Annotated in this window: 19 protein-coding genes, 2 tRNA genes, 2 rRNA genes and 1 other RNA gene; 10 read left to right on the forward strand and 14 right to left on the reverse strand. The window is 43.4% G+C overall.

Translation table 11 applies throughout. From position 1 onward, the window contains the following. Positions 1–28: 28 nt before the first annotated feature. The 5 genes from ABXT41_RS06370 to tyrS form a co-directional block, all read right to left on the reverse strand. Positions 29–2,919, reverse strand: a 23S ribosomal RNA gene (locus tag ABXT41_RS06370). Between the two features lie 217 nt (positions 2,920–3,136). Next, positions 3,137–3,212, reverse strand: a tRNA-Ala gene (locus ABXT41_RS06375). A gap of 25 nt (positions 3,213–3,237) precedes the next feature. After that, positions 3,238–3,314, reverse strand: a tRNA-Ile gene (locus tag ABXT41_RS06380). A gap of 100 nt (positions 3,315–3,414) precedes the next feature. After that, positions 3,415–4,950 (reverse strand): 16S ribosomal RNA (locus ABXT41_RS06385). The 16S and 23S rRNA genes sit together here with 2 tRNA genes alongside, the layout of an rRNA operon. A gap of 526 nt (positions 4,951–5,476) precedes the next feature. After that, positions 5,477–6,787, reverse strand: coding sequence for a tyrosine--tRNA ligase (gene tyrS, locus ABXT41_RS06390; RefSeq protein ID WP_415390673.1), 1,311 nt, complete (start codon positions 6,785–6,787; stop codon positions 5,477–5,479). A gap of 174 nt (positions 6,788–6,961) precedes the next feature. Between tyrS and ABXT41_RS06395 the strand changes: the two genes are divergently transcribed. Both ABXT41_RS06395 and ABXT41_RS06400 read left to right on the forward strand, forming a co-directional pair. After that, positions 6,962–8,431, forward strand: a complete 1,470-nt coding sequence (locus ABXT41_RS06395) for a peptidoglycan DD-metalloendopeptidase family protein (RefSeq protein WP_415390674.1) — start codon at positions 6,962–6,964, stop codon at positions 8,429–8,431. A gap of 12 nt (positions 8,432–8,443) precedes the next feature. Continuing rightward, positions 8,444–9,583 carry an anhydro-N-acetylmuramic acid kinase gene (locus ABXT41_RS06400; protein ID WP_415390675.1) on the forward strand — a complete coding sequence of 380 codons (1,140 nt, stop codon included), beginning with the start codon at positions 8,444–8,446 and terminating at the stop codon, positions 9,581–9,583. Positions 9,584–9,606: 23 nt separating this feature from the next. On the opposite strand, the gene erpA is transcribed toward ABXT41_RS06400, so the two are convergent. From erpA to argC, 3 genes are all read right to left on the reverse strand, one after another. After that, positions 9,607–9,960 (reverse strand): iron-sulfur cluster insertion protein ErpA, encoded by a 354-nt coding sequence (erpA, locus tag ABXT41_RS06405; protein ID WP_415390676.1) that lies wholly within the window; start codon positions 9,958–9,960, stop codon positions 9,607–9,609. Between the two features lie 67 nt (positions 9,961–10,027). Beyond that, the gene (locus ABXT41_RS06410; protein ID WP_415390677.1) at positions 10,028–10,438 is read right to left on the reverse strand and encodes a bactofilin family protein; all 411 of its coding nucleotides are present in this window, start codon (positions 10,436–10,438) and stop codon (positions 10,028–10,030) included. A gap of 297 nt (positions 10,439–10,735) precedes the next feature. Continuing rightward, on the reverse strand, positions 10,736–11,767 hold the full coding sequence (gene argC, locus ABXT41_RS06415; RefSeq protein WP_415391473.1) for an N-acetyl-gamma-glutamyl-phosphate reductase: 1,032 nt from the start codon (positions 11,765–11,767) through the stop codon (positions 10,736–10,738). Positions 11,768–11,864: 97 nt separating this feature from the next. On the opposite strand from argC, the gene hemJ reads away from it, so the two are divergent. The 3 genes from hemJ (at position 11,865) to hemB (ending at position 14,822) form a co-directional block, all read left to right on the forward strand. Further along, positions 11,865–12,323 (forward strand): protoporphyrinogen oxidase HemJ, encoded by a 459-nt coding sequence (gene hemJ / locus ABXT41_RS06420; protein WP_415391474.1) that lies wholly within the window; start codon positions 11,865–11,867, stop codon positions 12,321–12,323. Between the two features lie 127 nt (positions 12,324–12,450). After that, complete coding sequence (gene hemL, locus ABXT41_RS06425; RefSeq protein ID WP_415390678.1) at positions 12,451–13,731, forward strand: glutamate-1-semialdehyde 2,1-aminomutase; 1,281 nt, start codon at positions 12,451–12,453, stop codon at positions 13,729–13,731. A 77-nt stretch (positions 13,732–13,808) separates the two neighbouring features. Continuing rightward, positions 13,809–14,822 (forward strand): porphobilinogen synthase, encoded by a 1,014-nt coding sequence (gene hemB, locus ABXT41_RS06430; protein WP_415390679.1) that lies wholly within the window; start codon positions 13,809–13,811, stop codon positions 14,820–14,822. Between the two features lie 54 nt (positions 14,823–14,876). Here the strand turns inward: hemB and ABXT41_RS06435 are convergent, their stop codons facing one another. The 6 genes from ABXT41_RS06435 to ABXT41_RS06460 form a co-directional block, all read right to left on the reverse strand. Further along, positions 14,877–15,110 (reverse strand): TIGR02647 family protein, encoded by a 234-nt coding sequence (locus tag ABXT41_RS06435; RefSeq protein ID WP_415390680.1) that lies wholly within the window; start codon positions 15,108–15,110, stop codon positions 14,877–14,879. Between the two features lie 79 nt (positions 15,111–15,189). Next, positions 15,190–15,579 (reverse strand): glycine cleavage system protein GcvH, encoded by a 390-nt coding sequence (gene gcvH, locus ABXT41_RS06440; RefSeq protein WP_415390681.1) that lies wholly within the window; start codon positions 15,577–15,579, stop codon positions 15,190–15,192. Positions 15,580–15,717: 138 nt separating this feature from the next. Continuing rightward, a complete protein-coding gene (locus ABXT41_RS06445) occupies positions 15,718–16,950 on the reverse strand; it encodes a UbiH/UbiF/VisC/COQ6 family ubiquinone biosynthesis hydroxylase (protein WP_415390682.1) in 1,233 nt (410 codons plus the stop codon). After that, positions 16,943–18,262 (reverse strand): 2-octaprenyl-6-methoxyphenyl hydroxylase, encoded by a 1,320-nt coding sequence (ubiH, locus tag ABXT41_RS06450; RefSeq protein WP_415390683.1) that lies wholly within the window; start codon positions 18,260–18,262, stop codon positions 16,943–16,945. Before ubiH ends, ABXT41_RS06445 begins: the two co-directional genes overlap by 8 nt. Positions 18,263–18,283: 21 nt before the next feature. Beyond that, complete coding sequence (pepP, locus tag ABXT41_RS06455) at positions 18,284–19,597, reverse strand: Xaa-Pro aminopeptidase (protein ID WP_415390684.1); 1,314 nt, start codon at positions 19,595–19,597, stop codon at positions 18,284–18,286. Between the two features lie 65 nt (positions 19,598–19,662). Beyond that, positions 19,663–20,223, reverse strand: a complete 561-nt coding sequence (locus tag ABXT41_RS06460; RefSeq protein ID WP_415390685.1) for a UPF0149 family protein — start codon at positions 20,221–20,223, stop codon at positions 19,663–19,665. 200 nt (positions 20,224–20,423) lie between these two features. Between ABXT41_RS06460 and ABXT41_RS06465 the strand changes: the two genes are divergently transcribed. The 5 genes from ABXT41_RS06465 (at position 20,424) to pyk (ending at position 23,233) form a co-directional block, all read left to right on the forward strand. Further along, positions 20,424–20,630, forward strand: a complete 207-nt coding sequence (locus ABXT41_RS06465; RefSeq protein ID WP_415390686.1) for a DUF904 domain-containing protein — start codon at positions 20,424–20,426, stop codon at positions 20,628–20,630. A 5-nt stretch (positions 20,631–20,635) separates the two neighbouring features. After that, positions 20,636–20,944, forward strand: a complete 309-nt coding sequence (locus ABXT41_RS06470; protein WP_415390687.1) for a cell division protein ZapA — start codon at positions 20,636–20,638, stop codon at positions 20,942–20,944. Between the two features lie 22 nt (positions 20,945–20,966). Continuing rightward, positions 20,967–21,143: non-coding RNA, 6S RNA (gene ssrS, locus ABXT41_RS06475), on the forward strand. Positions 21,144–21,162: 19 nt separating this feature from the next. Beyond that, positions 21,163–21,735 carry a 5-formyltetrahydrofolate cyclo-ligase gene (locus ABXT41_RS06480; RefSeq protein WP_415390688.1) on the forward strand — a complete coding sequence of 191 codons (573 nt, stop codon included), beginning with the start codon at positions 21,163–21,165 and terminating at the stop codon, positions 21,733–21,735. 73 nt (positions 21,736–21,808) lie between these two features. Beyond that, positions 21,809–23,233, forward strand: coding sequence for a pyruvate kinase (gene pyk / locus ABXT41_RS06485; RefSeq protein WP_415390689.1), 1,425 nt, complete (start codon positions 21,809–21,811; stop codon positions 23,231–23,233). The last annotated feature ends 7 nt before the right edge of the window (positions 23,234–23,240 follow it).

Here is a 23,240-nt window from a genome sequence, read left to right on the forward strand (position 1 = left end):
AGGTTCTTAATGCAGTCATTTCTATTATATGGTCAAGCCTCACGGGCAATTAGTACTGGTTAGCTCAACACTTCACAGTGCTTACACATCCAGCCTATCAACGTCCTAGTCTTGAACGGCCCTTCAGGGGACTTAAAGTCCCAGGGAGATCTAATCTTGGAGGGGGCTTCCCGCTTAGATGCTTTCAGCGGTTATCCTGTCCAAACATAGCTACCGGGCAATGCCATTGGCATGACAACCCGAACACCAGAGGTCTGTCCACTTCGGTCCTCTCGTACTAGAAGCAGCTCTCCTCAAATCTCCAACGCCCACACCAGATAGGGACCGAACTGTCTCACGACGTTCTAAACCCAGCTCGCGTACCACTTTAAATGGCGAACAGCCATACCCTTGGGACCGGCTTCAGCCCCAGGATGTGATGAGCCGACATCGAGGTGCCAAACACCGCCGTCGATGTGAACTCTTGGGCGGTATCAGCCTGTTATCCCCGGAGTACCTTTTATCCGTTGAGCGATGGCCCTTCCATACAGAACCACCGGATCACTATGACCTACTTTCGTACCTGCTCGACTTGTCAGTCTCACAGTCAAGCACCCTTATGCCATTGCACTCATAGCATGATTTCCGACCATGCCGAGGGTACCTTCGTGCTCCTCCGTTACTCTTTGGGAGGAGACCGCCCCAGTCAAACTACCCACCAGACACTGTCCCCGATCCGGATAACGGACCTGGGTTAGAACCCCGAACATACCAGGGTGGTATTTCAAGGATGGCTCCACGCAATCTAGCGATCACGCTTCAAAGCCTCCCACCTATCCTACACAGATAGGTTCAAAGTTCAGTGCCAAGCTATAGTAAAGGTTCACGGGGTCTTTCCGTCTAGGTGCGGGTATACGGCATCTTAACCGCAAATTCAATTTCACTGAGCCTCTGGTGGAGACAGCGCCGCCGTCGTTACGCCATTCGTGCAGGTCGGAACTTACCCGACAAGGAATTTCGCTACCTTAGGACCGTTATAGTTACGGCCGCCGTTTACCGGGGCTTCGATCAAGAGCTTCGTCCGAAGACTAACCCCATCAATTAACCTTCCGGCACCGGGCAGGCGTCACACCTTATACGTCCACTTACGTGTTTGCAAAGTGCTGTGTTTTTAATAAACAGTCGCAGCGGCCTGGTCACTTCGGCTGTCGACAGCTTACGGAGCAAGTCCGATCACCGCCAACAGCGCACCTTCTCCCGAAGTTACGGTGCCATTTTGCCTAGTTCCTTCACCAGAGTTGTCTCAAGCGCCTTGGTATTCTCTACCTGACCACCTGTGTCGGTTTGGAGTACGGTTTCTTATTACCTGAAGCTTAGAAGCTTTTCTTGGAAGCATGGCATCGACCACTCGGCTCAAAAGAGAGCCTCGCCATCACGTCTCAGAGTAATGTTCTCCCGGATTTACCTAAGAGAACCCCCTACACGCTTAGATCGGGACAACCAACGCCCGTCTGATCTAGCCTACTCCGTCCCTCCATCGCAATAATAAGAAGTAAAGGAATATTAACCTTTTTTCCATCGACTACGCATTTCTGCCTCGCCTTAGGGGCCGACTAACCCTACCCTGATTAGCATGGGATAGGAAACCTTGGTCTTTCGGCGAGGGGGTTTTTCACCCCCTTTATCGTTACTCATGTCAGCATTCGCACTTCTGATACCTCCAGCAGACTTCTCAATCTACCTTCAACGGCTTACAGAACGCTCCTCTACCATGCGTGTAAACACGCATCCACAGCTTCGGTTACCAGTTTAGCCCCGTTATATCTTCCGCGCAGGCCGACTCGACTAGTGAGCTATTACGCTTTCTTTAAAGGATGGCTGCTTCTAAGCCAACCTCCTAGCTGTCTTAGCCTTCCCACTTCGTTTCCCACTTAACTGGTATTTGGGACCTTAGCTGGTGGTCTGGGTTGTTTCCCTTTTCACGACGGACGTTAGCACCCGCCGTGTGTCTCCCGTGATTGCACTCACCGGTATTCGTAGTTTGCATGGGGTTGGTACCTCGGGATGAGGCCCTAGCCCAAACAGTGCTCTACCCCCGGTGGTGAGACACGAGGCGCTACCTAAATAGCTTTCGAGGAGAACCAGCTATCTCCGGGCTTGATTAGCCTTTCACTCCGATCCACAAGTCATCTCCGCATTTTTCAACATACGTGAGTTCGGTCCTCCAGTTGATGTTACTCAACCTTCAACCTGCCCATGGATAGATCGCCCGGTTTCGGGTCTACTCCTAGCAACTAAACGCCCTATTAAGACTCGATTTCTCTACGGCTCCCCTAAATGGTTAACCTTGCTACTAAAAGTAAGTCGCTGACCCATTATACAAAAGGTACGCAGTCACAGAACAAGTCTGCTCCTACTGCTTGTACGCATACGGTTTCAGGATCTATTTCACTCCCCTCTACGGGGTTCTTTTCGCCTTTCCCTCACGGTACTGGTTCACTATCGGTCAGTTAGTAGTATTTAGCCTTGGAGGATGGTCCCCCCATGTTCAGTCAAGATAACTCGTGTCCCGACCTACTCGATTTCACTTAGAACGTCTTTTCGTGTACGGGGCTATCACCCTGTATCGCGGAACTTTCCAGAACCTTCCACTAAAACGTTAAAAACTTAAGGGCTAATCCCCGTTCGCTCGCCGCTACTTAGGGAATCTCAATTGATTTCTTTTCCTCTGGGTACTTAGATGTTTCAGTTCCCCAGGTTCGCCTCATACACCTATGTATTCAGTGCATGATACCCGCTTTATAGCAGGTGGGTTTCCCCATTCGGAAATCTCCGGATCAAAGTTTGTTTGCCAACTCCCCGAAGCTTATCGCAGGCTCCTACGTCCTTCATCGCCTCTAACTGCCAAGGCATCCACCGTATGCGCTTAGTCGCTTGACCATATAAGACAAACGACTGCATTTACGACAATTATCTTTCGATAATTTTTTGCCGAACTTGTGTATTCATAAGAATACACTTGTATAAAAATTACTATATATAATTAATACAGCTTTAACATTTCTACTTTTTTAAAGAACGTCTGGCATAAAAACCAGAATTAAATCATCAAAAATAATTTAATTCTGACATCTATAAGCAGTATTTTTAGAGAAAGTGGTGGAGCTAAGCGGGATCGAACCGCTGACCTCCTGCGTGCAAGGCAGGCGCTCTCCCAGCTGAGCTATAGCCCCAATGCAACCTTTCATGCATATGAAATGGTGGGTCTGGGTGGATTTGAACCACCGACCTCACCCTTATCAGGGGTGCGCTCTAACCAACTGAGCTACAGACCCACTGTCTATAGGTGTGCGTATAAAAACATACACGCGTACTGCTTTAGCCAATAATCAGATAATGAGAGTGGGCACTTAACTGAAATGTCAGTGCATCGATTAAGGAGGTGATCCAGCCCCAGGTTCCCCTAGGGCTACCTTGTTACGACTTCACCCCAGTCATGAATCACAAAGTGGTGAGCGTCCCCCCGAAGGTTAGACTACCCACTTCTTTTGCAACCCACTCCCGTGGTGTGACGGGCGGTGTGTACAAGGCCCGGGAACGTATTCACCGCAACATTCTGATTTGCGATTACTAGCGATTCCGACTTCACGCAGTCGAGTTGCAGACTGCGATCCGGACTACGACCGGTTTTGTGGGATTAGCGCCCCCTCGCGGGTTAGCAGCCCTCTGTACCGGCCATTGTAGCACGTGTGTAGCCCAGGTCGTAAGGGCCATGATGACTTGACGTCGTCCCCACCTTCCTCCGGTTTGTCACCGGCAGTCTCCTATGAGTTCCCACCATTACGTGCTGGCAACATAGGACAAGGGTTGCGCTCGTTACGGGACTTAACCCAACATCTCACGACACGAGCTGACGACAGCCATGCAGCACCTGTCACCGAGTTCCCGAAGGCACGAAGCTATCTCTAGCGACTTCTCGGGATGTCAAGACCTGGTAAGGTTCTTCGCGTTGCATCGAATTAAACCACATGCTCCACCGCTTGTGCGGGCCCCCGTCAATTCATTTGAGTTTTAACCTTGCGGCCGTACTCCCCAGGCGGTCTACTTATTGCGTTAGCTGCGCCACTAAGACCTCAAGGATCCCAACGGCTAGTAGACATCGTTTACGGCGTGGACTACCAGGGTATCTAATCCTGTTCGCTCCCCACGCTTTCGCACCTCAGCGTCAATATCAATCCAGTGAGTCGCCTTCGCCACTGATGTTCCTTCCTATATCTACGCATTTCACCGCTACACAGGAAATTCCACTCACCTCTATTGTATTCTAGTCAGACAGTTCTGGATGCAGTTCCCAGGTTGAGCCCGGGGCTTTCACATCCAGCTTATCAAACCGCCTACGCGCGCTTTACGCCCAGTAATTCCGATTAACGCTCGCACCCTCCGTATTACCGCGGCTGCTGGCACGGAGTTTGCCGGTGCTTCTTCTGTAGGTAACGTCAGGGTTAGCAGTTATTAACTACTAACTTTTCCTCCCTACTGAAAGTGCTTTACAACCCTAGAGCCTTCTTCACACACGCGGCATGGCTGGATCAGGCTTCCGCCCATTGTCCAATATTCCCCACTGCTGCCTCCCGTAGGAGTCTGGGCCGTGTCTCAGTCCCAGTGTGGCTGATCATCCTCTCAGACCAGCTACGGATCGTAGTCTTGGTAGGCCATTACCCTACCAACAAACTAATCCGACGCAGGCTCATCTAATAGCGCAAGGTCCGAAGATCCCCTGCTTTCCCCCATAGGGCGTATGCGGTATTAGCATGCGTTTCCACATGTTGTCCCCCACTACTAGGTAGATTCCTACGCGTTACTCACCCGTCCGCCGCTGTACTTTTTCCCGAAGGAAATTTCTCGCTCGACTTGCATGTGTTAGGCCTGCCGCCAGCGTTCAATCTGAGCCATGATCAAACTCTTCAGTTTAAAATTCTTTAACCTCTTTCATATCTTAGAAAGATTAGATTAAGAGGGAGCAGTTTCACAAAAACCTGCGACACTACTCAAAAACTTGGCCAAACACTTTGGCTTACCAAATTACTTATTTTGGTGAGTTACTTGTATTTGATGATTCGTTGTCACATGAATCATCTCAGCAAGCACCCACACTCATTATCTGATTAATTGTTAAAGAACGTTGCTCACGTATGGAGCGGGTTGCGTATTCTACGGATCGCCTCCTTAAAGTCAACAGTATCGATGGTTTTTTTACTAAAAAATTCACGACTTGTGGCTGTTAATTTTTCGTTTCCAATCAACCTTGAAACGGACGCGCATTCTAGCCTTTCACGCCTAGCTGTCAAACTATTTCTTTATAAAAGTAGTTCTTTTTTTCGATTTGATTAATATGTTCACAAGAACTGGGGATTTTAGCTTTATTTCTGAGCAGAGAACTTTGCTTCTGAACAAAAAGAAACGTTATTTTGGGCGTTTATTTTTATAATTTTTTTGCTTAAACGGTCAGCTCAAATAAATGATATTTTTTCTTCCCGAGCTTAACTATAAAAAATCTCCCGAAAAGTGCATGATCCAAGGAAAAACATCTTGCTATCTTCATGTTATCTTCGTAACACTTAGTGACCCCATTAATAGATAGGGCATTGCGCAAAAGTGCATCCTTAACCTCTTTGCCGGAAAGGGCTAGGCCGCACTCTGAAAAAAGCCCTGTCATAGTTTGCCCATCTAGTTCCGACAGTTCTAGGCTACTTGACGGCAAGCCATCTTGCTTAAGTTGAACTAAGTCGTCTTCGCTCAAAGATGCCAGCTCACCTGAGAAAAGCTCGCGAGTTATCCGTTGTGCCGCAGCAAGACTAACCGGTCCATGCACAAGCTCCGTTACTTCTCTCGCAAGTACGTCTTGAGCAGACTTTCTACCCTGAATCAGGGCATCAACTTTTTCTATCTCATCAATAGCACTGAGTGATAAAAAAGTGAAATACCGCAAAAAGGTATACACATCTGCATCTGCAGTATTCAACCAGAATTGATAAAATGCATAAGGCGACGTTTTTTTAGGATCAAGCCATATGGTGCCAGCTTCAGTTTTACCGAACTTAGTGCCATCTGATTTTGTTACTAATGGTAGCGTCATACCGAAAACCTGACTACCATTTAAGCGTCGTGAAAGATCAACGCCGCCGGTTATATTCCCCCACTGGTCTGATCCGCCAATTTGCACAGTGCAATCATGCAGTCGATTCAGTTGAGCGAAATCATAGGACTGGAGCAACATATAAGTAAACTCGGTATAAGATATACCCTCGCCATCTCTATCGAGTCTTTGTTGTACAGACTCCTTATTAACCATGTTGTTGACAGAGAAATGCTTGCCTACATCTCGCAAGAAGGACAACAGATCTATTTTTTCGATCCAATCCATATTGTTCACCATCTCAGCAGAACGGTCGCCAATATTAAAATCTACAAATTTAGATATCTGCTCTCTAATCAAAATGACCCAGTCTGCAACTACATCAGGTGTATTAAGTTTTCGTTCTTGAGCTTTAAAGCTTGGATCTCCAATTAATCCTGTCGCACCTCCGAGTAGAGCAATGGGTTTATGTCCTGCCTGTTGAAAGCGTCTTAAAACTAACAAGGGCACCAAGCTGCCAATGTGAAGGCTATCTGCTGTTGGGTCAAACCCACAATAGAGAGTGCGAGAACCAGTTGACAGGTGCTCAACTAGCTTCTCAGCTGCGGTCATTTGGGCAATCAAGCCTCGTGCTTGAAGGTCGTCTATTAACTGCTCACTGTTCTTGTCCATCTTTAAAGTCTCTACCTTGAACAAACCACGAAGGATGCAAACGATACATTATCTCTCTACAAAAACAAACATTTCTGAGACTGGACTTAAAAATCCCAACTGTGGACTTAAGATGATTTCTGTTAATATGCAGTTCTGGTATTAACATCAATATAAAGTAGTATATAAGCTATTATGCCCCAAAATAGATATCACAATGCCAAGCAGGCTTATTCGATATTATCCTATAAGATATTCACATCTAAGGTCTGCGCTACCGTATCATTGATTTATTTCAAGGCATATGCAGCAGCATTGGTTTACCTCAAGGCATATGCAGCAGCATTGACTTATGCAGTTGCTATACTAGCAATGATCTTTTATTTTTCAGCCGAAAGAACACCCATAAAGCGTATCGAAAAAGATATAGTCGTCAGTTTTGATAATGGAGAAAAAATAAAAGCAGCATCGGATGTTTCGGCATTCAGCTCTTCCAGTCTAGAGTCGTCTTCTGACAGTAGTGTCGAACATCTAATATGGAAAGATCAGATCATTAAGCATGGCGACAATCTCAGCATCATTTTCCAAAGATCTTCTTTGAGCGCAAAAGACGTTCTTGACTTAACATCTATCCCTCTATCCGAGCCTTTATTGGCAGTACAGCCTGGACAAAAGATACAATTTGCCCTATCTCCTGAAGGAGAGCTCATACAACTTAGATACATTAAATCCAAACTAGAATCTTATCTCTATGTCAAGACCGATCAAATAGAAGGAGTTAAATTTACTGGGAAGCATATTATTTTAAGTCCTGAGATAATTTCTACTTATCGCGATGCAATAATTGAAGGCTCGCTATTCCTCAGCGGTGAGCGCGCTCGGCTGCCTTATGGTGTAATTATGGAGCTCGCTAATATCTTTGGTTGGGATATCGACTTTGCGTTAGATATACGAAAGGGGGATAGTTTTTCTGTTCTATATGAAGAAAAATTTTTAAATGGAGAAAAAATAGATGAAGGCCATATTTTAGCTGCTGAATTCGTCAATCAAGGTAGATCGTTTAGGGCTGTTCGTTACCTAAGCGTCGATGGAAGCGCAAAATACTACACCCCTGAAGGCTATGATATGCGAAAAACGTTCCTTCGCGCGCCGCTTGATTTTACTCGTATAAGTTCTAGTTTTAATTTAAAACGCCAGCATCCCATACACAAAAAAATAATCGCTCATCGGGGTGTAGACTATGCTGCCCCGCGAGGTACTCCAATTCTTGCGGCGGGTGACGGCAAAATTATTGCTAGCAGCTACAATAAAGCCAATGGAAATTATATATTTATACAGCATGGCCAAGAAGTAATCACCAAGTACCTTCATCTTCAGAAACGAAAAGTGAAAAAAGGGCAAAAAGTCTCGCAGAGGCAAATAATTGGAACATTGGGCTCTACGGGTTACTCTACAGGCCCTCACTTACACTATGAATTTTTAATCAATGGTGTTCACAAAAATCCTCGCACGGTCGCTCTTCCACAGGCTAACCCGATCAAAAATTCTGAGAGAGTCCGATTCGAGCAGCTCACAAAACCTTTAGTTGCACAGCTTAAAAGCCACCAAAAAACATCAAAACTAGCTATGATATTATCATCCAAAAAACAAAAATCTAATAATTAGATACTCAAGACTATGAGCGAGAAGCAACTTTATATAGGTCTTATGTCTGGAACAAGTGCAGATAGTATTGACGCTGTCTTGGTAGACCTCGGACCTCAGAAACCTGAAGTGCTGCTCACACATTCACTTAAATTAGAGAGCAGGATAAAAGAACAAATCAATTCACTCAGCGCCTCAGGAGTAGATGAAATACATCGAATGAGTCTGCTAGACAGATCTCTTGGGAAACTATTCGCGCAAGCCGTCAATGAATTAGTCTATTTATCAAGATCGATAAAAGGAACAAAAGATATTTTAGCAATCGGTAGCCACGGACAAACTATTCGGCATTATCCGCCAGGAAAAATTTCTAACAACGACGAAGGCTATAGCTTGCAAATAGGCGATCCAAACACTATTGCAGAGTTAACTGGTATCACTACAGTTGCTGATTTTCGTCGTCGTGATATCGCATTAGGCGGGCAAGGGGCTCCTCTTGTCCCAAGATTTCATCTAGAGTTCTTTGAAAAAATTGGCTCTATACGTGCCATTATCAACATAGGGGGTATCTCTAATATTACCCTATTGCTCGGTGATGGAATGACCTCATCAGTTCTTGGTTATGATATAGGTCCAGGTAATGGGCTAATGGACAAGTGGATCAAGGAAAATCTTGGAAAAGATTATGATGAAAGCGGTGCCTGGGCCTCCGAAGGGAGCGCTGTTAAGGCGTTACTTTCTAGTCTAATGAGTACTTCTTATATTATAGAGCCGGCCCCCAAGAGCACGGGTCCAGAATTATTTAATATGTGCTGGTTACAAGAACACCTAAGAGAAATTCCACCTTGCAGGCCAGCAGACGTTCAAGCGACATTGTTGGAGTTTACAGCTAAAACTATCACTCAAGCGCTGCATTCTCACAAATTAAAAGTAGATGAAGTATATATCTGTGGTGGTGGTGCGCACAATATTGCTTTAGTTCGTCGTCTTGGAGAATTGCTGCATCCAACCCTAGTTGAAAACACATCAGCACTAGGTGTTGCTCCAGGATGGGTTGAAGCTGTTGCCTTTGCTTGGCTAGCAAAGCAAACTATCGAAGGGGCACCTGGCAATATACCAGCTGTAACTGGGGCGAAAAAAGCCTCTATACTAGGAGCGATTTACACAAAGTAAAGCCAGCTCTAAAAGAATATGACTTACATTGAAAAAGAAGATCCACAACCACATGTAGCGGTAGCATTTGGATTAGAAATAGAGAACTTAGACCCTTGGAGGCCTTCCTCATAATCTACAGTGGAGCCCACTAAATATTGAATACTCAGGGAATCCGCAAGCACAGAAATACCTTCTTCTTCTATAATAGTATCATCTTCGGCTACCAACTCATCAAAACTGAATCCATACTGAAAGCCGGAACAGCCGCCACCAGTAACAAACACTCTTAATTTGAGCTCAGGGTTACCTTCTTCTTCAACTAAATTTTTTACCTTTGCTGCTGCGCGCTCTGACACATACAGAGGCATAGGCACAAACGTTTGAATACCTGACATTTATATTCCTGTAGATTACTGCAACCAAAAAAGATATAACCAAGCCATCATAGCATACACTAACAACTTACTCGTTGGATGTTGCTATATCGTCGTTTTCCAAAACTTTAATGTCGTCCGGATTGGGCTGATAGACAAAAGTTCCGTTTATCTGGGCACCTTTTTCTATTTCAATCAATACATAGTAGAGATTGCCTTCCACATAGGAATTAGCCACTAGGTGGACTTCTTCTGAGGAATAAATATTCCCCTCTACGCGTCCGTTAATTACAGCCATAGGGGAATGAATATCTCCTGTAACCACACCTGTAGGCAAAACTCTAACTCGATCACCTCCTTCGCTAGAGAGAACATTGCCAGTTACCTGGCCCTCTATTTCTAAATTTCCAGTAAAGTGTAGATCTCCAACAATACGAGTGCTTTCAGAAATCAGCGTTGTATTTCCTGATGAAAAATCTCTAGTCTTATTTGCAGACATGCCTTGCTCTCCTTTAATATTATTCGCTAGCTGTTTGACTTCAGTTCAAACGATACTAATTCTTATCAATCTTTCACTCACGCTCACGACGTATCTTGCTATCATCCTGTTACCATGTTTTTGCAGATACACTCTGCGAGGAAAAGCCTGCAGATAATCCTATAATACCTTTTAGAATATCAAAATACTTAAATTCTGATTTTCTAGCAACAGAATCAACCATGCTATCGAGCGGATCAGGTCTAGAACTTTTTCCTTTCCACCTGTGACACTTTTTACTGATAGCGTAAGGTCAACCTAGGGCAGCAAGGCGGGGCTTTCTAGAGCCGTACTTTCTGGCAAGCCAAATAATATATTCATATTCTGTATTGCCTGGCCAGAAGCACCTTTCACAAGGTTATCTTCAACAACAAGAACTACAATCTTATCTCCACCACCAGGACAAAATACGCTAATTCTACACTTATTGGTGCCTTTAACAGTGCGTGTCTGAGGATGACTGCCGGCTGGCAAAACATCAACAAAAGGTTCATCTCTAAAGCAATCTTCATAGATTTTCTGTATATCCACACCTTTTACTTTAAGTGTCGCATACAATGTAGAGTGTATTCCTCTGATAATTGGTAGCAAGTGAGGTACAAACGTCAATTTAACAGGCTCTCCTGCAATATCCTCCAGACCTTGCTTAATTTCCGGCAAATGCCTATGTCCAGCCACACTGTAGGCTTTAAAGCTATCGCTGGTCTCCGACAAAAGATTTTCTATGTTAGCCTCACGACCAGCACCGCTAACGCCAGATGCAGTATTAGCAATAAGATCATCAAGATTTACTAACCCTGACTCAAGTAGCGGCTTAAATCCAAGCAATACACTGGTAGGGTAACAGCCGGGGCAAGCAACTAGATCGGCATTCTTTATTTCCTGTCGATTAATTTCTGGTAATCCATACACAGCCTTATCAAGCAGTTCTGGACAACCATGGGCTTTTCCGTACCATTGTTCCCACGAAGTAGAACTTCTTAGTCTGAAATCAGCGGACAGGTCAATAACTTTGATGCCTCTTCTTAGCATGCCTGGTGCAGCTTCTTGAGCAACCCCATGAGGAGTAGCGAAAAATACGACATCACAATTATTTAATTGATCAGAGTTTGGGTCAACAAAGCTCTGATCATAATAGCCTCTAAGGCTGGGAAATAAATCGTCTACTCGACGACCAATCTCGGTGCGAGAAGTTATCACCAGCACTTGCGCATTAGGATGCATCGCCAAAAGCCTTAATAGCTCGACGCCAGTGTATCCTGTGGCACCCACAACACCGATTTTAATCACTATGCTATTCTTCATGTCATCAACCTTTGTAGGTGTTTATAATAACCCAAACAATCTAAGATTAAACGTAGTCTCACAGAATATAGGTGATGAGCGAATGGACTGGATAAAAGAATTTCTCATAGCGAATCATAGTTGGATAACTGCAATACACATTATTGCAATGGTTTGTTGGTTTGCTGCGCTGTTTTACCTGCCAAGGTTGTTTGTTTATCACTCCATGTCTGACGATCAGATAAGCAATGAACGATTTAAAATTATGGAACGGAAACTATACAGGGGCATTGCAAACCCATCTATGGTAATCACCATTTCTATGGGAATAGCTCTTTTTTGCATTTCTCCTGATTACTATAAAGGAGCCCTCTGGTTTCAAATAAAACTTTTCCTAGTTATTTTATTAGTTGTATATCACTGCATCTGTCAGCAGCTAATGAGTCAATTTCGAGATGACAATAATTCCTATAGCCATATTTTTTATAGATGGTTTAATGAGGCTCCAGTGATCATACTGGTGGGGGTTGTTATTTTGGTCGTAGTAAAGCCTTTTTCATAGCACCCTATTCTCAAAAAATAGAGGGCTTTGTTTTAAAATCTCTTTTTTATTACTTGGCACACAGGGTCATAATCAAGGATAATAAGCACTAAATATTTCACTCTAAAGTCGCTAGGCAGTCCAATCCATGCAACGATCTCAACAACTATTCAAAGCTGCGCAAGAACATATACCAGGTGGCGTTAATTCTCCCGTAAGAGCCTTTAAGGCTGTTGGCGGTTCTCCCATATTTTTCGAAAAGGCTGACAAAGCATATCTATATGATGCTGATGGCAAGCGTTATATAGATTTTATTCAATCCTGGGGGCCAATGATTTTAGGGCACGGCCACCCTAAGGTTATTTCGGCAGTAAAAACACAAATGGACAAAGGTATCACTTTTGGTGCGCCTACCGAACTAGAAACAAGATTAGCGGAAAAACTTTGTACTCTTGTGCCAGGAATGGACATGGTTCGTATGGTTAATTCTGGTACTGAGGCTACTATGAGTGCTATTCGCCTAGCTAGAGGCTTTACTGGTCGCGATAAAATTATAAAGTTTGAAGGCTGCTACCACGGACACTCTGATTCTCTTTTGGTTAAAGCCGGATCGGGAGCCTTAACCATGGGAGTACCTAGCTCTCCAGGGGTTCCATCTGTGTTAGCCGATTTAACCATAACGCTCACCTACAATAATATTGATGATATCAAAAATACCTTTGCTCAAATTGGCTCTGAAATCGCATGCGTGATCATAGAGCCAGTTGCAGGCAATATGAGCTGCATCCCACCAATTGAAGGTTTTTTGGAGGCTGTACGCGAAGAGTGCACTAACTCTGGTGCGTTATTAATTTTTGATGAGGTTATGACCGGATTTAGAGTAGACGTCCGGTGCGCCGTGGGACGCTTTGATATTGATGCTGATCTGATCACTCTTGGCAAAGTAATTGGTGGTGGCATGCCGGTTGGGGCCTTTGGAGGCAAGCGTCATATCATGAACCAAATTGCACCAGTTGGACCGATCTATCAAGCTGGAACACTTTCAGGAAACCCTGTAGCTATGACGGCGGGATTGGCAACTTTAGAGTTGATCACTCAACCTGGATTCCATGATTCATTGTTCGCCAAAACTACAAAATTTGTTAGGGGTCTGCAAGAACAAGCAACCAATGCCAATATTCCTATGACTACAAATCACGTAGGTAGCATGTTTGGCTTCTTTTTCACCGAAGAGCCCGCTGTAACAAATTATCAGCAGGTTATGGCATGCGATACTGCGCGTTTTGGTCACTTTTTCCGTGGTATGCTAGATGCTGGAGTCTATCTTGCTCCTGCAGCTTACGAAGGCTGCTTCATGTCCGCAGCGCATACAGACGAAGATATAGCATTTGCGTTAAATGCGGCAGCGAAGGTATTTAGGCATTTATAACCTGCAACTATTTGCTTTCTGTATGCTGAAAAATAATGATTTTTAGCCTGTAAAGAAAATTAAGGTCCGGAGAAATCATGAGCTTTAAACACATCCGAGGCGTATTCCCATATACGCGCATGCGTCGAAACCGAACTGATAATTTTTCACGCCGCCTCATCAGAGAATCTACGTTGACTCCTGATGATTTAATCTGCCCTTTATTCGTAATAGCGGGCAGTCGTCGTCGCGAAAAAATACTCTCTATGCCTGGAATAGAAAGGCTTTCTATTGACCTCTTGGTGAAAGAGGCTCAAACACTAGTAGATCTTGGCATCCCTGCAATCGCTTTATTTCCTGTTCCCGATCAACAACATAAAACTCTTTTGGCTGAAGAGGCATTCAATCCAGATGGGTTAGTGCAGCTAGCTACAAGGGCCATCAAGCAGGCAGTTCCAGGGTTAGGCATTATCACTGATGTAGCACTTGATCCTTTCACAACACACGGCCAGGATGGCATCGTTGATGATGACACCGACTATGTTTTGAACGACATAACTATCGAGACTCTAGTGAAGCAAGCTCTCTCGCATGCCGAGGCAGGCGCAGATATTGTTGCTCCATCAGATATGATGGATGGACGCATCAGACGCATTCGTGAAAATCTAGAAGAATCCGGGCATGTCAATACACGCATCATGGCGTATTCTGCCAAATACGCTTCTAGCTACTATGGACCTTTTCGGGAGGCTGTAGGCTCTGCCAAAAATATTAAAAATGCAGAAAAAAAAACCTATCAAATAGACCCATCCAACACAAATGAAGCACTGCATGAGTGCGCATTAGATCTGGAAGAAGGGGCAGATATGATTATGGTTAAGCCCGGCATGCCCTACTTGGACGTAGTGCGCAGAGTAAAAGAAGAACTTAAGGCACCTACATTTGTATATCAAGTGAGCGGGGAATACGCCATGCATGTAGCCGCGTTCGAGAACGGCTGGCTTCATCGAGAAAAGGTAATAATCGAATCTCTTTTATGTTTTAAGCGAGCCGGAGCTGACGGAGTTCTAACCTATTTTGCTAAAGAAGCCGCCAAGATACTCAACAGGTAAATTAAAAATGTTATCTTTAAAACAAATAGGCAAGGGTCTGTTTGTGTTTAAATATTAATCTTCCAGAATTTTCAAAAGAGCTTGGGCGTGCCCAGCTGCCACTATTCCTAGATCTGTTAAGTAGCCCCCGTCGAGATGATCGGTTAAACCCTTATGAAATAGTCTGGCTGCCGCGCTTACCGAGCCTGAAGAAGCGTCTTGTTCATGTATCTTTAGGCCATATGCTTTTGATTTCAAGTTAAACTGATTTAAGAGTCTGATCTCTTCCATTTTGTCGTTAAAGTTCATCTTATCTTCCATCCTACTGTAGTAGATAGCAGTCCTTCTGGACAGTACTTTTAGGCTGTCTTTGTAGTGCGAACTCTAATTAATCAGCAGCAGCTAAAGACTCGTACTCCTCAGTATCCATTAAATTATGTAATTCGGTCGGATCTGATATTTTTACCCTAAAAAACCAACCACTATCATATGGCGAACCATTAACAATTTCGGGCTCATCTTCTAGTAATGCGTTAACTGCAATTACCTCGCCAGAAATAGGCGCATAAATATCTGAAGCTGCTTTAACAGATTCTACAACTCCAGTTTCTTCTCCTGCAACAACGCTCATTCCGAGCTGTGGCAACTCAACATAGACAACATCCCCAAGACTTTCTTGCGCATGTTCACTTATGCCTATTGTTGCTGTGCCGTCCCCTTCATCACGAACCCATTCATGGCTAGCGGCGTATTTTAAACCGGATGGAGCTTTTTTCATTGAGGTTTCCTTATTCCACTTCTTGATTTCTAACCGTTTGACCAAAACGATATAACTTAAAAAATATCTAAGATTCTAACCTTGATTAACCCTAAACTAAAGTACAAGTATTGGGCTAGCTGTACTTAAAAATGCATACTATAAAATCCCCATCGCTTCTTTCACAATTTTATTTTTAATAAAGCCGAGTTTGTTTATAAGCCTCATGCCGTCATTGCGCAATAATCGCATAGGCAAGTGCTGATCTTCAAATAACCTTTTCAGACCCTCCATTACGGCCATCATGCCCAGATTATGAGGTTTTCTGCTGCGTTGATAACGACGAAGCGCCAAAAAATTACCCGGAGATAATTTTCGATATAATGCATTTTCTATTTCATTAACTAAAGCTATTGCATCTTGAATGCCTAAATTAACCCCCTGTCCGGCTAGCGGATGGATCGTATGTGCGGCATCTCCTATTAGTGCAATTCCTGGCATAACATAATCTATTGCATGCCTTTGCTTAAGTGAAAAACTAGAGCGCTTTTCAACTTTGGTTATTTTTCCTAAGCAGCTACTACCTGCCAACTCTAGAGCTTCACAAAAGGCAAAATCATCAAGTAACATCAATTTTTCTGCTACGGAATCTTTCTGAGACCAAACAATAGAGCAGTGATGAGAGTTCCCTGTCTCTGCCTGCAAGGGCAAAAAAGCTAGCGGTCCATCCGGCAAAAATCTCTGTCTGGCCGTAAAATTATGAGCTTTTTCGGTGACGACGCTAGTGACGATGGCATGATGCCCATAATTCCATTCTCGCAACTGGAAGCCGCATAAATCACGCACCTTGGATTCACCTCCATCAGCAGCGACCAGAAGCTTTGTCGTTATAGCGGTTCCATCACTTAAGATGATGGTTGTTACTTCTGAGTGCCCTGACGAAGACTTTTGGTCTACATCTACAACCATGGCAGGGCATAGTAGCTCAACATTTTCTAGCCCTTCCATTCGATGTAAAATACTTTTAATAATCAATCTGTTTTCTACAATATGGCCTAGGCTGGACTGGCGAATATCTTTACAATCGAACTCAATATTTCCAGTGCCGTCAGACTCCCATATCTCCATTCGCTGGTAAGGGCAAACACGCTGACTAGCAATATTACTCCATACCCCTATATCTTCGAGAAGGTGTCGAGAGGATTCAGTTAATGCCACCACTCTAGGATCAAATTTTGCCTTAATATCAGTATCCTTAAAAGGCTTTGCTTCAAGAATAGCTATTTTTAGATTCACGCAATCCGAGTGTTGGCGCGTTGCCAGCAATGAGGCAAAAATGAGTCCCACCATCCCAGCCCCAGCAACAACAATATCGTATTCTTTGTCACCCATCACTTCTTATTCCTGTATCAAACACAAGAGAATCTAGTGGTCTAAACTTAGCCAGCTCATGACCTCTCGTCTGAAGCCCCATACCTAATTGCGTAAAATTTCTCCTGAACAAGGGAAGTACATCTAATGCCAGTAGCCCAATATTTCTTGCTAGCACTATAGGAAGAGCTCTATTACCAAATGTTCTAGGCAATAAATCACTCAGTAAAATTGTTCTCTCCTGATCTAATTTTTGATTATCAAGATAGCGCTCTAGTACGCTATATTCCCCTAATGAAGAGCTGCCTTCTACTGCTGCCTTTGCTAGTTCATTAGCCAGCATAGCCACATCACGCAATGCTAAATTGAAACCTTGTCCTGCTACTGGGTGCAAAGAATGTGCAGCATTACCCACAACCACAACATTGCTGCGGACTTGTTCGTTGCTAGTGACTAACCTCACAGGGAAGCTGTAACGCGTACCGATTCGTTGAAGTTTTCCCAGCCTGTACCCAAAGCATAATTGTAACTCTTTCAGGAATGCATCTTCAGATTCTGATAATAGTTTTTCAGCCTGAATTAAAGAAACTGTCCAGACTAGCGAAGCACGATAATCTCCATCTATCGGCTCCAGTGGCAGCATAGCTATGGGTCCAGAATCAGAAAATCGTTCATAGGCAATGCCAGCATGATCTTGGGACAATGAAACATTCGCCACAATAGCCACTTGCCCGTAATCTTTTACAGTAAAATCAATACCTAGCATATTCCTAGTTTCCGACTTAGCACCATCTGCAATTACTAAAAGCTTTGAGTTCACTTCTCTACTTTTACCGACCCCAGCTGTGGAGACAGAGAATTTCATACCGCCTTTTACAGCTTTAAGTTCAGCTATTTTTGCTGAATCAACAATCTCAATATCCTCAGCTTCTATTAATGCCTCTGATAAAGCAGAGCTAATCCATCTGTTTTCAACAACATACCCCAGAGCGGGCAAATTTTGCTCTTCGGCACATAGTCTAGCACTACCCGGGTAACCTTTATCAGAAACATGCACCTCACTTATTTCGGTAAGTTTAGGGCTCAGATTCTCCCACAATCCAAGGATTTCAAAGATCTCACGGCTACTTTGCGAAAGAGCTGTAGAGCGGGCATCAAAATACGATTCCAAGCCATCAATAGACTGTGTGGTCTGCATTGGCTGAGCATCTACGATTTGAATGCGCCAGCCGCACTTACAAGAAGACAAAAGTAAAGCCAGACTAGCTCCAACCATGCCGCCGCCAATGATTGAAATATCAACATCTTGTCGAATTAGCGACTGATTAGTCATATTCTTATAGACTCTAATTTGCTATTTAGAAGCCATTAGCGCTTCAATTTCGAATGTGGTTTTGGGTGCATCGCTAGATAGCACTTTAGGGGCATTGTCTGTAACCAAGATATCATCCTCAATACGAATACCAATTCCACGCCAACGTTTATCAACATCTTTGTTGTCTGGGGAAATATAAATTCCTGGCTCCACTGTAGCCACCATACCTGGTTGAAGCACTCGCCATTCTTCATTTATTTTGTAATTGCCCACATCATGCACATCCATACCCAACCAATGACCAGCTCGATGCATATAGAAGTCGCTATACTTTTTAGTCTCGATTAGTTCGTTAATCTCGCCATCCAGAATACCTATATCACGCAATCCTTCGGTAATAATACTTACTGTGGTCTTGTGAGAATCATTCCAGAAATTATTGCTGGAACAAGCAGCTATCGCTGACATTTGAGCTTCTAAAACTATGTCATAAATTACTTTCTGTTCATCTGTATACTTTCCATTAACAGGAAAAGTTCGAGTTATATCTGCAGCATAACTATGTAGTTCGCAACCAGCATCAATTAATACCAAATCTCCATCTTTCAGTTTTGAATTGTTCTCTACATAATGAAGAATGCACCCATTGACGCCACCGCCAACGATAGTTCCGTAAGCAGGAGAGTTAGCTCCGGCCATAGCAAATTCATATTCGATTTCCGCTTGCAGTTGATACTCATAGACCCCCGGAGCACAGTTCCTCATTGCTCGGCAATGGGCTCGAGCAGAAATAGTTGCGGCTTTCTCCATGATCTTTTGCTCTTCTATACTCTTAAGCAAACGTAACTCATGGAGCGGTTGTTCCAGATTAATAAATAACTCTACAGATGAGCCTGTCGAGCCAGCATTACCTCTATTATTTTCCACTTTTTTTGTCAAAAAAGAATCAAAGTTAGCATCCTTGCCGGCGGTGTAATAAATCTTTCTTCGGCCTTCAAGCAACTTTGGTAAAATTTCATCGATATTTTCAATAGGAAAGGCATCATCAGCACCATACTTTAGGCGAGCACCTTCGGGTCCAGCTCGGCGTCCGTCCCATGTTTCTCTTTCCACATTTCTGTCCCGACAAAACATCAAGAATTGCTGCTGCTCTCGACCGGATATCAAAACTAGTACAGATTCTGGCTCTAGAAATCCAGTTAGGTAAAAAAAATCGCTATCCTGGCGATAAGGATAAAGCACATCCCTATTGCGAGATTTCTCAGGTGCTGCCGAAAGAATAGCGATGCTATTATTAGGCATCATCGACATTAATTGATGTCTTCGTCGATTAAACTCTTGATTCGTAATCATTGTGTATTTTAATTCTCAAAAAATATTATCTGGAAAAGTGTAACTTAAGAATAGCCATTATCTGACTAATGAATCACTTGTGAATCAGCCTTATCGGGGGCAATCATCTCTCCGCAAATAGTTGCTACTGCAACTCTAATATATTCAACTAGCTCAGTATAGCTGGCCTCGTCGTCATCTTCATCTCCAACATCTTTCTCATCTAAAAGCTGCACATTAGAAATAGATGCCAAATCATCCAAGGCCTCCGCTGTATTGCCAAGAGGCTCCTCTTTTAAGGATAGCTTTGAATTTCCCAACCCATAAAGGAATCCCTGACACCATTCGCTTAACGAGGTCAGTCGCTCGTTCAAAGAGAAGTCATCATCAGGAAGTAATGGTGAAAACTGAAAATCAGTGCTATTTATCTGGTCTACAGAAAATTGATATAAGTCGATGAGCATATCGCCCAAGTCTTCCACCCTTTCAGGATAGACATCAAGAAACTCTGCCACAGTCGTCACCAAGAAATCTTCAGAAAAAAACTCTTTACCACTGATTTCTCCACATAAAAAACCATGTAACTCCGACGGACTGCCTATTAAGTTTGCTCGAACAAAGGCATCAGCGATTTCATCATAATCCATTATTATCAGCACTTACATTATTGAATGGTATCTCATCCTATCATTCTTGAGGAAAGCAAGCACCTCAGATCAATCGACTAAAAAAAATCACTTCTATACATTTAGTTAGCTTCTTTTTAACGAATTAACTTTAAGTTTGTTGACCAATCCATAGCTGGGCAATTATAGTTAGCCACAGTAACTTAGCTGTGGGCGGGTAAATGTCAGAGGATCTAGGGAAGCTTGAGCAAAAAATAGATCGAATTATTGCTATATGCGCTCAACTGAAAAAAGAAAATATATCTCTTAAAAAAAGAGAGTCCGGCTTGCTACTGGAGCGAAGCAGGCTTCTGGAAAAAAGCGAAATGACTCGCAATCGCTTAAAACAGACGATCATGAGGCTAAAAAACCTCAACAAAGAGAACTAAAAATCGTGAGCCAACAAACAGTCGATATCCATATTTTAGACAAAGACTATCAGGTAAGCTGCCCTCTAGAAGAGCATAACGCGCTCATGGAGTCTGCGAAAAAACTTGATGAACAAATGCGAGTCATCCGTAATAGCGGCAGTGTTATTGGTGCTGAAAGAATTGCTGTAATGGCGGCATTGAATCTGACCTACGAGATTTCGAAACTCGAAATTAAACTTGCTGCAGAGAGCTCTCCCAGTAAACTTACGCTAGATCTCGATAAAAAAGTTTCTGCCGCCCTCCAAAGCTTCGAAGAATCGTCCACTTTATAATCTCTTCAGGGTATAATGTTTTTACGCCCTGGGGTACTCGCCAGTTGATGAGTCCTTGAGCCGATAATTTATAATCTGGGGGGTTTAAGCCGATACGGTGTGCATGTCCGCATGACGGAAAGCCTAATGTATCGCTGAACCTGCCACCTTGAACCTTTCGGTTCAAGGCGCAATCAATAGCGGTATCTTCGGGGACACCTATAAAAAAAGAACTTCTTATGGATACGATTGCCATACGCCAGCTAATGCGTGAAAAACGTCGCTTGCTTACGCCAAGGCAGCAAAAAATTGCTGGGGAAAATATTGCTAAACAACTCTCCACGTTTCCTCCCTTTTGTAATAGCAAACGCATTGCATTTTATATTGCCCATGATGGAGAAATAGACCCAGGATTTGCTATGGGTATAGCTGAGGCTGCCGGAAAAGAATGCTATTTACCCATACTGCATCCACTCAAACAAAATCGTTTGTATTTTGCTCGACATAGCAACGCTGACTTTTTATCAATTAATCGATATGGAATAAAAGAACCCCTCCTTCGAAAGGCAAAAGTTATACCCGCATTTGCCATTGATCTAATTCTGTTGCCATTGGTTGCATTTGATCGTTCTTGCAATAGGATAGGTATGGGTGGGGGGTTTTATGACAGAACACTGCAGTTTCAGCAACACCTTACTAGGCTTGTAGGGCTCGCACAAAGTTGCCAAGAAACTGGTAGTATTAATAAGCAGCCTTGGGATATCCAGCTGCAAGCTGTTGTAACCGAAAAAAGTGTCATTTATCCTAGTTAAAGTTGCTCAGTAAAAATGCACTCACAGAATAAACTACTGCCACTAGAATCAATAAAAAATAAGAAAATTTACCATGAGAAAAACTAAGATTATCTGCACCATCGGGCCAGCTTCAGAGTCGTTTTCTATGCTACAGCAGCTGGCTGAAGCCGGTATGAATATTGTTCGCCTGAACATGTCTCATGGAGACCATGAATCTCATACACGGGTTATAAAATCAGTCCGCACCCTAAATAAAAAACTCCCCAACCCTATTGCTATTCTTATGGACACCCAGGGTCCAGAAATTCGTACAGGGGACATAAAACAAGAACTTAACCTGAAAAAAAATGATGTAATCTCTATTGTAGCTCGCGGGGAAGAAGATGTTGAATCGACTTCAATAAGCGTCAATTACGAGGATTTAATAAACGATGTAACCATCGGAGATATGATTACGGTTGATAACGGTCTCATCAATCTAGAGGTGCTAAGCAAAGAGGACCGAATCATGCAATGCAAAGTTATTGATGGTGGTATTTTAAAAAGTAAGCGCCATGTCAATCTGCCCGGTATTCGAGTCAACTTGCCAGCAATTACTGAAAAAGATAAGCGTGACATTTTATTCTCCATAGAACAAGAAGTGGACTTCATCGCGCTCTCATTTGTTAGAAATACAGAGGATGTCGAACAATTAAGAGTGCTACTGGGTGACAAGGTTGATAAAATTAAGATTATCTCAAAAATAGAAGACCAAGAAGGCGTAAAGAATCTTAGCGATATTGTTAACATATCAGATGGCGTAATGGTGGCGCGTGGAGATCTTGGTGTTGAAATTGCAATCGAAAAACTACCAAGGGTTCAGCGTCGAATTATTCGACTTTGTGCACAACGAGGGAAACGTGTAATTGTTGCAACACACATGCTGGAATCCATGATAGAAAATCCAATACCTACTAGAGCTGAAGTTACGGATGTGGCTAATGCTGTCTACGAAGAGGCCGATGCTATAATGTTGTCAGGCGAGAGCGCCATGGGAAAATATCCTGTGAAGTGTGTCGAAATACTCTCTCGAATCACTCAATCAATAGAACAGAGTCCAGGTCTACAGTTTGTTAAAGATTTGGAGCTAGAAAATGATCATGCAGAGATTGCATCTGCTGCAGTAAAATTAGCTGAATCTATTAAAGCAAAAGCTATTATTGTTCCTACAAGACGCGGGAAAATGGCTAACTATGTGACCAATTGCCATCCGCAGACTCCTATTATTTGCGCTTTTACTAATGATAGCCGCACTCGTCGTCAGCTAGTACTCAACCGAAATGTGCTTAGTTTTCGAATAACTTTCAGCGAGGACCCAGAAAAAACTCTAGCAACTGCTGCCAAAATTCTTATGACCCGCACAGAATTCTTGCCCGAAGATAGGGTTGTAGTAATATCGGATGCTTTAGCTGGTTCAGGCATTGATGCAATACAAATTCGCCAACTGTCAGATCTGTTGGTCATCGATACAGAGTGATCGCCCC

The sequence above is a fragment of the Porticoccus sp. Uisw_050_02 genome (genome assembly GCF_047729555.1).
Taxonomy (GTDB): domain Bacteria; phylum Pseudomonadota; class Gammaproteobacteria; order Pseudomonadales; family Porticoccaceae; genus Porticoccus.